Source organism: Bacillus sp. MZGC1 (assembly GCF_002998605.1).
GTDB lineage: Bacteria > Bacillota > Bacilli > Bacillales > Bacillaceae > Bacillus.
On record NZ_PVRE01000001.1, the window covers coordinates 361,042 to 373,186 of the forward strand.

Annotated in this window: 13 protein-coding genes; 12 read left to right on the forward strand and 1 reads right to left on the reverse strand. The window is 42.0% G+C overall.

What is annotated here, in order from left to right; translation table 11 throughout:
• The first annotated feature begins 296 nt into the window (after positions 1-296).
• From rho to C6Y06_RS01805, 5 genes are all read left to right on the forward strand, one after another.
• The gene (rho, locus tag C6Y06_RS01785) at positions 297-1,580 is read left to right on the forward strand and encodes a transcription termination factor Rho (RefSeq protein WP_003215202.1); all 1,284 of its coding nucleotides are present in this window, start codon (positions 297-299) and stop codon (positions 1,578-1,580) included.
• Between the two features lie 130 nt (positions 1,581-1,710).
• Positions 1,711-1,911 (forward strand): 50S ribosomal protein L31, encoded by a 201-nt coding sequence (gene rpmE, locus C6Y06_RS01790; RefSeq protein WP_003215407.1) that lies wholly within the window; start codon positions 1,711-1,713, stop codon positions 1,909-1,911.
• 87 nt (positions 1,912-1,998) lie between these two features.
• Positions 1,999-2,601, forward strand: coding sequence for a thymidine kinase (locus C6Y06_RS01795; protein WP_003214626.1), 603 nt, complete (start codon positions 1,999-2,001; stop codon positions 2,599-2,601).
• 279 nt (positions 2,602-2,880) lie between these two features.
• The gene (gene malS, locus C6Y06_RS01800; protein WP_066031615.1) at positions 2,881-4,581 is read left to right on the forward strand and encodes an oxaloacetate-decarboxylating malate dehydrogenase; all 1,701 of its coding nucleotides are present in this window, start codon (positions 2,881-2,883) and stop codon (positions 4,579-4,581) included.
• Between the two features lie 91 nt (positions 4,582-4,672).
• The gene (locus C6Y06_RS01805; RefSeq protein ID WP_060597492.1) at positions 4,673-5,629 is read left to right on the forward strand and encodes an AEC family transporter; all 957 of its coding nucleotides are present in this window, start codon (positions 4,673-4,675) and stop codon (positions 5,627-5,629) included.
• A 34-nt stretch (positions 5,630-5,663) separates the two neighbouring features.
• On the opposite strand, the gene racA is transcribed toward C6Y06_RS01805, so the two are convergent.
• Positions 5,664-6,215, reverse strand: coding sequence for a chromosome-anchoring protein RacA (gene racA / locus C6Y06_RS01810; protein WP_066031616.1), 552 nt, complete (start codon positions 6,213-6,215; stop codon positions 5,664-5,666).
• Between the two features lie 210 nt (positions 6,216-6,425).
• On the opposite strand from racA, the gene prfA reads away from it, so the two are divergent.
• The 7 genes from prfA (at position 6,426) to C6Y06_RS01845 (ending at position 12,100) form a co-directional block, all read left to right on the forward strand.
• Entirely contained in the window at positions 6,426-7,493 is a 1,068-nt protein-coding gene (prfA, locus tag C6Y06_RS01815) for a peptide chain release factor 1 (RefSeq protein WP_106036444.1), read from the forward strand.
• Positions 7,483-8,367 (forward strand): peptide chain release factor N(5)-glutamine methyltransferase, encoded by an 885-nt coding sequence (gene prmC / locus C6Y06_RS01820; RefSeq protein ID WP_106036445.1) that lies wholly within the window; start codon positions 7,483-7,485, stop codon positions 8,365-8,367. The genes prfA and prmC overlap by 11 nt, the downstream gene beginning before the upstream one ends.
• A 142-nt stretch (positions 8,368-8,509) precedes the next feature.
• On the forward strand, positions 8,510-8,989 hold the full coding sequence (locus C6Y06_RS01825) for a hypothetical protein (RefSeq protein WP_034660296.1): 480 nt from the start codon (positions 8,510-8,512) through the stop codon (positions 8,987-8,989).
• Positions 8,990-9,107: 118 nt separating this feature from the next.
• Complete coding sequence (gene spoIIR / locus C6Y06_RS01830) at positions 9,108-9,764, forward strand: stage II sporulation protein R (protein ID WP_034660295.1); 657 nt, start codon at positions 9,108-9,110, stop codon at positions 9,762-9,764.
• Positions 9,765-9,827: 63 nt separating this feature from the next.
• Positions 9,828-10,271 (forward strand): GNAT family N-acetyltransferase, encoded by a 444-nt coding sequence (locus C6Y06_RS01835; protein ID WP_034660294.1) that lies wholly within the window; start codon positions 9,828-9,830, stop codon positions 10,269-10,271.
• Positions 10,272-10,432: 161 nt separating this feature from the next.
• On the forward strand, positions 10,433-11,485 hold the full coding sequence (locus tag C6Y06_RS01840) for an L-threonylcarbamoyladenylate synthase (RefSeq protein WP_081311467.1): 1,053 nt from the start codon (positions 10,433-10,435) through the stop codon (positions 11,483-11,485).
• A gap of 60 nt (positions 11,486-11,545) precedes the next feature.
• Entirely contained in the window at positions 11,546-12,100 is a 555-nt protein-coding gene (locus C6Y06_RS01845; protein ID WP_034660292.1) for a manganese efflux pump MntP, read from the forward strand.
• Positions 12,101-12,145: the final 45 nt, after the last annotated feature.

Below are 12,145 nucleotides of genomic sequence, written 5' to 3' on the forward strand. Positions count from 1 at the left end.
TTGAATATTCTCTGCAAATGAGGTAAAACTAAAGAGTGCTGCGAAATTTTCTGCGAATTTACTTCTTTTAAGCTTCAACAAGTTTAAATACTGCCGCATCATGACGATATACTCATTATCCTTCTCTATGTTGACAAAGCTCAATTTCACATTGTTCCTATCTTTTACGATAAAACGAGTGGGAGCGTTACCATGAGAGCGAGGTCATTCCAACAAAACGGAATTAAAAGCTAATCAAATACAATGGTCATGCATTTGTAATGAAATACATTGACTAGAAAAGTGTGGTGTCCATATTGAAAGATGTTTCGATTTCATCTTTGGAAAATATGAAATTAAAAGAGCTGTATGAGTTAGCAAAAAAATACAAAATCTCTTATTACAGCAAACTAACAAAAAAAGAATTAATTTTTGCCATCTTAAAGGCGAACGCTGAGCAAGAGGATCTCTTATTTATGGAAGGGGTTCTTGAAATTATTCAGTCTGAGGGATTTGGTTTCTTAAGACCAATTAACTATTCTCCAAGTTCTGAAGACATTTATATTTCAGCTTCACAAATCAGACGCTTTGATTTACGAAACGGAGATAAGGTGTCTGGAAAGGTACGACCTCCAAAAGAGAATGAACGCTACTATGGCCTCCTTCATGTAGAAGCGGTAAATGGGGACGACCCAGAATCAGCTAAGGAACGTGTTCACTTTCCTGCACTCACGCCGCTATTCCCTGATCGTCAAATGATTCTTGAAACACAGCCTAATCACCTGTCTACTAGAATTATGGATATGATGGCGCCAGTTGGGTTTGGGCAGCGTGGTTTAATTGTTGCACCGCCTAAGGCTGGGAAAACCATTTTGCTCAAAGAAATTGCCAACAGCATTTCTGAAAATCACCCAGAGTCAGAGCTGATTGTCCTTTTGATAGACGAACGCCCGGAGGAAGTAACAGATATCGAACGTTCTGTTGCAGGGGATGTTGTTAGTTCAACCTTTGACGAAGTACCGGAAAACCACATTAAAGTAGCAGAGCTTGTATTAGAGCGTGCCATGCGTCTTGTTGAACATAAGAAAGATGTCATCATCTTAATGGACAGCATCACAAGGCTTGCTCGTGCATACAACCTTGTCATCCCGCCAAGCGGCCGAACGCTTTCCGGCGGTATTGATCCAGCGGCCTTCCACCGTCCAAAACGCTTCTTTGGTGCTGCGCGTAACATTGAAGAAGGAGGAAGCTTGACGATTTTAGCCACTGCGCTTGTGGATACGGGATCACGTATGGATGATGTGATTTATGAGGAGTTTAAGGGAACGGGGAACATGGAGCTTCATTTGGACCGATCTCTTGCAGAAAGAAGAATTTTCCCAGCGATCGACATTCGTCGTTCTGGTACGAGAAAAGAAGAACTGCTTGTACCAAAAGAGCATCTTGACCGTCTATGGGCGATGAGAAAATCGATGTCAGATACACCTGACTTTGCTGAGAAGTTCATGCGCAAAATGAGAAAAACAAAGACAAACCAAGAATTTTTCGATATTTTAACGCAAGAATGGAAACAAGCGAACATGTCTGCATCAAGAAGATAGCTTGTTGAAAAAATACATTTGCAATCATAGACTCACACTGTTATAATTTCATCATGTGCGTTTCAGAATTTATTCTGAGATATTAACTCTGTTTCCGAATTGGATTCAGGGCGGAAGGAGATGACAGTAGATGAAAACAGGAATTCATCCTAACTACAAAAAAGCTACAGTCAAATGCGCTTGTGGAAATGAGTTTGAAACTGGATCAGTAAAAGAAGAGGTACGCATCGAGATTTGCTCTGAGTGCCATCCTTTCTATACAGGCCGTCAAAAATTCGCTTCTGCTGATGGACGTGTTGACCGCTTTAACAAAAAATACGGTCTTAAGTAATAATAGATACAATAAACAGGCAGGAATCCGTTCTTGCCTGTTTTTTTACGTGGATTGATGGAACTTTAAAACGGGGGAGAAGACCTTATGTATGTGATGAAACAAAGCGGTTGGCTTGAAGTCATCTGCGGAAGTATGTTTTCTGGAAAGTCGGAAGAATTGATTCGGAGAGCCAAAAGAGCCACCTTTGCCAAACAAGAAGTAAAAATATTCAAACCAGCGATTGATAACCGATATAGTACAAGCTCAGTTGTCTCACATAACGGTTCATCAGTCGATGGGATTGCAGTAGCCTCACCAAAAGACATAATAACGCACATATCAGAAAGAACCGATGTCATTGGCATTGATGAGGTGCAATTTTTTGATGAGACAATCATTGACATTGTCACTCAATTGGCTGATAAAGGTTACCGAGTCATTGTTGCAGGCCTTGATCAAGATTTCAGAGGAGAGCCATTTGGTGTTGTTCCGCATTTAATGGCATGTGCAGAGCTTGTAACAAAACTTCAAGCAGTTTGTTCGGTATGCGGCTCCCCAGCGAGTAGAACACAACGCTTGATCGACGGTAAACCCGCATCCTATGATGATCCCATTATTTTAGTAGGTGCGCAGGAATCATACGAAGCACGATGCAGACATCACCATGAAGTACCAAGACTTGACGTTGGTACAACACTTGACAATTAAAAAAATAGCAAATGCCGCTGTGTTTCGTTTTTCGAGATTTTGGCTGAACACCCATCATTTGTACTTAAATAAATTAAATAACGCTACGAAAAAATTATCTAATTTTCAACGCTTGCGTTTTAGCATAAGCAGGCATAAAATGACTAACTGTAGTGTAAAGCATTTTAACGAAAAGTTCGATTTCTTGTCATAATTTTTTTGATTAAGGATTTTTCTCCTTAATCGTTCTTTAAATTAATAGTTCACTTTATTTATATTTTAGAAAGAGGGTAGTTTTTGATGAACAACGTGAAGAAAACAAAAGAAGGGTACCTCGAAACCACTTTGACAGGTAAAGATGTATTATCGATTCCAACGTTGAACAAAGGCGTTGCTTTCTCTGAAGAAGAAAGACAAGAGCTTGGACTAGAAGGTTTACTTCCTCCAACTGTTCTCACTCTAGAACAACAAGCGGAGAGAGCGTACAAGCAATTTCTGGCACAGCCAGATCGTCTTCGTCAAAACGTATACTTAAGTGATTTGCAAAACCGTAACGAAGTATTGTTCTATAAGCTTCTAACAGATAAGCTTCGTGAAATGCTTCCTGTTGTGTACACACCAACTGTTGGTGAAGCGATTCAAGAATACAGCCATGAATACAGAAGACCTCATGGTGTCTATCTTTCAATCGACAACATTGACGGCATTGAGAAAGCATTTGAAAACTTACATGCAACAGCAGGAGATATTGACCTTATCGTTGCAACTGACTCTGAGAGCATTCTTGGAATTGGTGACTGGGGTGTTGGTGGTATCAACATCGCAATCGGTAAATTAGCTGTTTACACAGCTGCAGCAGGTATTGATCCAAGCCGCGTGATTCCAGTCGTATTAGATGTTGGCACAAACAATGAAAAATTATTGAATGATCCATTATACATCGGAAACCATCACAAACGTGTACAAGGTGAAAAATACGAAGAATTCATTGATGCTTATGTAAAAGCAGCGCTTAAATTCTTCCCGAAAGCCTTACTTCACTGGGAAGACCTTGGAAACAAAAATGCGCGTAACATCATGAAAAAATACAATGATAACATCTTAACGTTCAATGATGATATTCAAGGTACTGGTGCCATTACTTTAGCGGGTGTTCTTGCAGCTGTCAAGAAAACTGGTACTCAATTGAAAGATCACCGTGTTGTCATTTTCGGAGCTGGATCAGCTGGTATCGGAATCGCAGATCAAGTGCGTGACGCAATGGTCCTTGAAGGTCTAACGGAAGAAGAAGCAAACAATGCATTCTGGACATTAGACTACAGAGGTTTGCTAACAGATCAATTTGAAGATGAAGTGCTTGATTTCCAAAAACCATACCTTCGTTCTTCTGCTGAAGTAGAAGGCTGGGCACGCGATGAAAAAGGACAAATCTCATTTGCTGAAACTGTTCGCCAAGCGAAGCCAACAATCCTTATCGGTACATCAGGTCAAGGCGGTGCATTCACTGAAGAAATCATTAAAGAAATGGCAGCTCATACAGAGCGTCCAGTGATCATGCCAATGTCTAATCCAACACCACTTGCTGAAGCAGTGCCAGAGGATCTATTCAAATGGACAGACGGCCGTGCACTGATTGCGACAGGAAGCCCGTTCGAAAACGTTGAGTATAACGGAATCGAATATGAAATCGGACAATCAAACAATGCGTTCGTTTTCCCTGGACTTGGTCTTGGTTCGATCGTAACAGAATCAAAAATCATCACAAAAGCCATGTTCGTCGCTTCTGCGAATGCAATTGCTGAAATGGTTGATCATGAGAAACCAGGTGCTGGTCTACTGCCAAGCATTGATAAATTGCAAGAAGTGTCAATCCATGTGGCTGTTGAAGTAGCGAAAGCAGCTATTGAAGATGGTGTCGCAAGAAAAACGCCTGACAACATCGAACAAGCTGTGAAAGATGCAATGTGGATTCCTGAATATAAAAAAATAGTAAGAGCATAATAAAAAGTGTAACGCGGCATTGTTTCGGGTAATCTAAGCAATGCCGCAATAAAATAAGAGACATGTAAAAGATTCAAGGAGGAATAGTAAGATGGACTTTTTAAATATTTTGATCCTCCTAGCACCGATTTTTTTCGTTATCGCGCTGGGTTGGTTCGCAGGGAACTTCGGCAGCTATGACGCTAAATCTGCAAAAGGTGTAAGTACACTTGTTACAAAGTATGCTTTGCCAGCGCACTTTATCGCCAGCATTCTGTCAACACCAAAAGATAAATTCTATAGTCAAATTCCATTTTTCATTGCATTGATTTTCGGAATCGTTGGTTTTTATATTATTATCCTTTTAGTTACGAAATTTGCTTTTAAATATGATTTAACAGATTCATCTGTTTTCTCGTTAAACTCAGCACAACCGACCTTTGCATTTATGGGGATTCCGGTCTTGGGCAGTTTATTTGGGGCTCAAGAAGTTGCAATTCCGATTGCTATTACCGGAATAGTTGTAAATGCATTGCTTGATCCAATTGCCATTATTGTGTCAACTGTCGGTGAAAAAACAAAAGGAAAAGCCAAAGACGGCGAAAGTTTCCTAAAAATGACAACAAAAGCGATTTTGCACGGTTTATCAGAGCCGCTTGCACTTGCACCGCTAGCAAGTATCATTCTTGTACTTTTAGGATTTAAACTTCCTGAAATCGGACATGAAATGTTAGAGGAAATCGGAAGTGTGACATCAGGGGTTGCGCTATTCGCAGTCGGTGTCACTGTAGGTATTCGAAAAATTAAACTAAGCTTACCAGCATTTAGTATTGCACTATTAAAAGTAGCTGTACAACCGCTACTTATGTATCTTATTGCCGTTCTTATGGGTCTTTCGGCTGACGAAATTACAAAAGCTGTATTGCTTGTTGCCTTCCCAGGTTCAGCTGTTGCAGCGATGATCGCCACACGATTTGAGAAACAAGAGGCAGAAACTGCATCCGCATTTGTGATCAGTGCCATCATGTCACTCATTACATTACCGATCATTATTGCACTTACCGTATAATATAGTAGAAGGCTGCCTCATGAGGCAGCCTTTCTTAGCGAAATGAATGAAACAGAGGGAAGAGCACACGCTTTTTTTTGATGTCAGGGTGTGTGATTTCCTTTTTTTCTTCTATTTGAGAGGGTTGTTTCAAGCTCGCAGCAAGACGCTCAAGTTTAGTGGTGAGATCTTCAATTTCTCTGCGGTGCTGAAGCAGCTGGTATGATACACCTTCATCTGCTTTTTTAGCCAGTTTCCGTTCGAGTTCTTGGAGTCGATTTTCTACATCAGTAGTGACATGCAATTGCTGCTGAATGAGCTGTTTCACTTGCTTTTCTAATGCTTCAATCCGCTTTGTGGAGGCATCAGTTTCTGCAGCAGGTGATAACTGTTGAACGGTTTCCTCGTGGATTGGCAGTCGAATGTCTTGGAGGATCACACCTTCACTCATTTGGTGTTTGACTTCTTTGAGCAGCTGTACAATATCTTCATGAAATTCATAATGTCCAAGTTCATTCCGGGCGACAGGGATGTTGAGCTGTTTAACCCAACGCTGAATCGTTTTTGAAGAAACACCAATTTCTTTTGCAACCTCATTTGTATTCAAACCAAATGCCCTCCCTTTTTTCAATTATAAGTACCATTCTCTTCAAGGAGGACCTGTTCCTTCACGTTAGACAAAACAAGTAACCAATCGCCAAAGATCGTGTTTTCTAGCGAAAAATTGCAGAAAATCAATTGTTTTGGAAATTTTTTTGACTGTCATACCCCGCTATACTATAATTAGACTGTTACGCACAAAACAGAGGTGAAGACCATGTTAGACCGTTTAAAATCAATTGAAGAACGCTATGAAAAGCTAAATGAATATTTAAGTGATCCTGAAGTGGTGAACGACCCTAAGAAGCTTCGTGAATATTCGAAGGAACAATCTGATATTCAAGAAACTGTTGAGGTATATAGACAATATCGTGCGGCATACGACCAGTTGAGTGAAGCGAAAGCAATGCTGGAAGAGAAGCTGGATGCCGAGATGCGCGACATGGTCAAAGAAGAAATTTCAGAGCTCACAGAGGAAACGGAACGTTTAAAAGACGAGCTGAAAATCTTGCTGATCCCGAAAGATCCAAATGACAACAAAAACGTTATTGTGGAGGTTCGTGGTGCAGCGGGAGGAGAAGAGGCCGCGCTTTTTGCTGGAAATCTTTACCGTATGTACAGCCGTTATGCTGAAATGCAAGGCTGGAAAACGGAAGTGATGGAAGCGAGTGTCACTGGCACAGGCGGTTATAAGGAGATTATCTTTATGATCAGCGGGAAAGGCGCATACTCCAAACTAAAGTTTGAAAACGGCGCACACCGCGTGCAGCGTGTTCCGGAAACAGAATCAGGCGGACGGATTCATACATCAACAGCGACAGTTGCTGTCTTGCCTGAGGCTGAAGAAGTTGAAATTGATATCCATGAAAAAGACATCCGTGTAGATACTTTCACATCAAGCGGACCTGGCGGACAAAGTGTCAATACGACCATGTCTGCTGTTCGATTAACTCACCTTCCAACAGGTGTGGTTGTATCCTGTCAGGATGAGAAGTCGCAAATCAAAAACAAAGAAAAAGCCATGAAAGTGTTGCGTGCGAGAATTTATGATAAATTCCAGCGTGAAGCACAGGCTGAATATGATCAAACGCGTAAATCTGCTGTTGGAACAGGGGATCGTTCAGAGCGTATCCGTACGTACAATTTCCCGCAAAACCGTGTAACGGACCACCGCATCGGATTGACGATTCAAAAGCTTGATCAAATTTTAGAAGGAAAACTTGACGAGGTCATAGATGCATTAATTATGGAAGACCAAGCAAGAAAGCTTCAAAATGCAAAATAATCAGCGAACCATCTTTGAAGCCCTTAAATGGGCTTCTTCTTTGTTAACGGAAGCCGGTAGAGACCAAAACGCAGCAGAGCTCCTTTTTATGCATGTAATGGACCTAAGCAGAAGTGAACTTCTTGCACGTTTTCATGATCTGCTGCCAGAGGAGCAAGATCGGTTATTCAGCGAGTTTGTCACGCAGCATAAGAAAGGCGTGCCTGTTCAGCATCTAACGGGTATTGAATTCTTTTACGGCCGTCCCTTCGAGGTGAACAAACATGTTCTCATTCCTCGTCCTGAAACGGAAGAGGTCGTTTTGGCGGCGCTGAATCTGGTGAGTGACGTCTTCCCGCACGATCAGCCGCTCAAAGCAGTGGACGTTGGCACAGGAAGCGGGGCAATTGCGATTACGCTGGCTCTTGAAAAAGAAACATTATCTGTCACAGCAACGGATATTTCACATGAAGCACTTGCGGTAGCAAAGCGGAATCAACAAGCGCTTGGTGCAGACGTCCATTTTTTACAAGGCGACTTACTCGAACCTATCATGGATCAAGGCATCAAAGTGGATCTGTTTATTTCCAATCCACCTTATATTGCAGCAGAAGAAATGGACAGTTTGTCAGAGGTGGTTACGAAGCATGAGCCAGTGAATGCGCTGACAGATGGACGTGATGGTCTGTGGTTTTACAAGCGTCTCATTCGTGATCTTCACTGGGTACTTCATGAGCAGGCGGTCGTTGTCTTTGAAATTGGACATACGCAAGGGCAAGATGTAAAAGCACTTCTCTTGCAGTCATTTCCCGCGGCAGATGTCCGCATCGTCAAGGACATAAACGGGAAAGACCGAGCTGTTTGCGCACACATTCAAAACGGAAAGTCCGGCTGAAAAAAGTCGGACTATTTTATTATGTAAAGATGAAACTTATGGTAAAAGAGAAACGTATATATAGAAGAATGAACATTCTGATCATGATTTTTTTACATAAATTTGTTTTGAAGGAGCGAATGGTGTGAACAGAAGGTATGCGATGGTGTTGGTCATCGTCAGTGTACTATTGATTGTGAGTGCTTGTGGTAAACCGAGCTTTAAAAAAGAAGCAGCAGCATTTGGAGAAAGCTATAAAAAAGCACAATACACAGTGAATCGAACAGATGACCTAACTGACATGAAGGAGAAGCTGAAGTTTTATTTAACTGAGCATGAATATCAAGAATATACACAAGACAGCATGTTCCCGAGCGTGTTAGAAGCAGCAAAGGATCAAGATTGTCAAATTAAGCTGAAGAAAATTACGTTTACGCCTTCAGATGAAAGCGATGACAGAATTGAATTTGACTATGAAATGATGATTCAATTTATTGATCAAAAAGGAAAGGTTAAAAAAGAAATCAAGAAAAAAGGAGCAATGACTGTCATCAAAACAGAATCAGGGTTAAAAATCAGCCGAGATTGGGATGGGAGACTGTACCCTTCCGATTACCAATCCTCACTCCAAAGCCGTTCTTAATGGGACGGCTTTTTTGATTTGACTTATAATCTATTAAAAAAATCATTTTGTCTGTTTATGAGATGGGTTTCCTGGACACAATGTTTGTAGCGAAGAGAAAAAGTGGGGGGAACACATCATGTTTAAAAGTAAAATGATGATTTGTCTTTATATGTTTCTATTATTATGCGGTGCTTTTGCAAACCTTGGAAGGGAGGAGACAGCGGCTGCTTCTGCAAATCAGCCTGTTGTGATACCAGACGAAGCGATCCGCTTACGCATTTTAGCAAATAGTGATCGTTCAGCGGATCAGGATGTGAAAAGAAGCATTCGTGACGAGGTCAATGCCAATATGACAGAGTGGGTTAAAGACCTCACGTCCATTGAAGAAGCAAGACGTGTAATTCGGACCAAGCTGCCAGAAATCAATCGTATTGCCAAAGCGAAATTGAAGGAACAGCACATTGATCAATCCGTCTCAGTCAGCTTTCAAAAAGCCTCATTTCCAACAAAGCTATATGGGAATTTCGTCTATCCTGCAGGGGAATATGAAGCCATTTTAATTACACTTGGAGAAGGGGATGGAGCCAATTGGTGGTGTGTGTTATTCCCGCCGCTCTGCTTTATCGATTTTTCAAATGGAGAAGCCATCGCATCGCCAGAGGGGGATGAGGATAACCAAGTGACAGCGCAGCAAACAGATGAGTCTGTTAATGAAGTGGTGAAAGAAGAGAAAGAAGAGACCGGTGAAGTGAAATTCTTTTTATTCGAATGGGTCTCTAGTCTTTTCTCCTAAAAAAGGTATAAATCTGTTTTTGCCTCATAGAGTTGAAGTAAGAGATCAAAAAGAGGTGAAAGCATGTATTATCAATTAAGAATAGCCACAGAAGAAGATGCCCCAGCGATCAATGCTTTTCTTGAAAAGGGACAAGCGAAAGGCGGCGTCACGCTTGCAGAGCGTACGACATTTGTTGTCATGGAAGATGCGGACGGTCAGCTGGCGGGGTGTTTAGGTCTTGAACAGCTTAGTGAACAAGAGGGCTTGCTGCGGTCCCTTGTCATATCAGATAAACTAGGTCAGGGACACATCGTGTCTTTGTTCCAAAGTGTTCAAACGCTCGGAGGAAAAATAGGTGTGGATACTTTTTATGTCGTCGCAAACCACTCCTCCTCACATGACTTTTTGGCATTGATGGGCTTCACGCCATTAGAGGACATTCCAGAAAGCATGTGGGTATCTGCACATGCAAAAGAGATATTGGCGAAAGAACAAGCTGTGGTTCTTCATAAAAAAGGAAGTTAATCACAACATACTGGACTTATACACATACTTATCCACTGTTAAACAAGCGTTATCCACAAATTGTGGACAACGCTTGTTTTATTGATCATCATCTTTTATACTTTCAAAAGGATAATTGAGATATATCAACAGTTTTATCTTTTTTAAAAGGAGTTTGTATGATGTTAAATACAAAAAGGTGGTCTGTGGATTTAGAAAAGAGTTTATCCACATACTATCCACAAATTGAACAGGCAGCTGTGTTATTGCAGCAAAACGAAGTGGTCGCTTTTCCGACAGAGACTGTTTACGGACTAGGGGCAAATGCGAAAGAGACAGAAGCTGTCATGAAAATATATGAAGCGAAAGGGCGTCCAAGTGATAATCCATTGATTGTCCACATTGCGGAGGTTCAGCAGCTTCACGAATTTGCGCAAATAGAAAGTGAAAAAGCAAAGGCGCTGATGGAAGCCTTTTGGCCGGGCGCTTTAACCATTGTTCTTCCATGTAAGCCGGGTGCTTTATCAAAGCAGGTCACAGCAGGTTTATCCACGGTCGGTGTGAGAATGCCTGACCATCCGATTGCGCTTGAGCTCATCCGAGCAGCTGGTCTGCCGATTGCCGCACCAAGTGCCAACCGTTCAGGAAAACCTTCACCGACACAAGCTGACCATGTAGCGAGTGATCTCGATGGAAGAATCGCTGGAATTGTCGATGGCGGTTCAACTGGAATTGGCGTTGAGTCAACGGTTGTATCCTGTGTCGACGAGTTTCCAGTGATCTTAAGGCCTGGCGGGATTACAAAAGAAGCTTTAGAAGAGGTAGTTGGAGCGGTCAGTGTCGACCCGGGGCTGACAAAAAAGGACGAAGCGCCTGTATCGCCAGGAATGAAATACACACACTATGCACCTGAAGCTCAAATGTATCTTTTTTCTGGAAGTGATGAAGAGATGCAGCATCACATTCAAACATACCAGGCAGAAGGTCTAAAAGTGGGCGTGCTGACAACAGAAGAAAAGAAATCGTTGTTTGCGGCAGATGTTGTTTTCAGCTGTGGATGGAGAGGGAAACCTGAAACGATTGCGGCAAACTTATATCGTGTACTGAGACAATTTGATGAGACAGATGTAGATGTCATTATTTCAGAAGCCTTTTCAGAGCAGGGAGTGGGTTCAGCGATCATGAACCGTCTGCAAAAAGCGGCAGGAGGGCGTACCCTCTCTTCGTTCAAATAGTTCTAACCCTTCTTGGACAAACATAGGTTAAAGGAGAATGCGTGTCCAAGGGGGATTTACATGTACGAACTAGCTGGCGAATTGCTGACGCTCAGCATCATGGCTTTTGCACTGGGAATGGATGCTTTTTCGGTTGGACTTGGCATGGGGATGGTTCAGCTGAGGTTCCGCCAGATCATTTATATTGGACTTGTCATTGGGATATTTCATATGTTTATGCCGCTTTTTGGTATGCTGACAGGTCAGCTCCTATCAGGCTGGCTCGGTCTCCTTGCCACCTATATCGGCGGGGCGCTGCTTTTGGTGCTCGGGCTGCAAATGATCGTTGCGTCTATTCGCAAAGAGGATAAACCATTTATCGCACCTGTTGGGGCTGGTCTCGTTCTTTTTGCAACAAGTGTCAGCTTAGACAGTTTTTCCGTTGGTTTAAGTCTCGGAATTTACGGTTCTCACGTGTGGATGACCATTTTATTGTTTGGTTTTTTTAGTATGATCCTCACATGGCTTGGATTATTACTCGGTAAACAGGTTCGATCATGGGTTGGATCATATAGCGGGGCGCTTGGCGGAATCATTTTACTAGCCTTTGGTATCAAATTATTATTTCCGCTCTAGTCAATCTCCTTACATAACATGTAGAATGAAATGCTATATAATAGA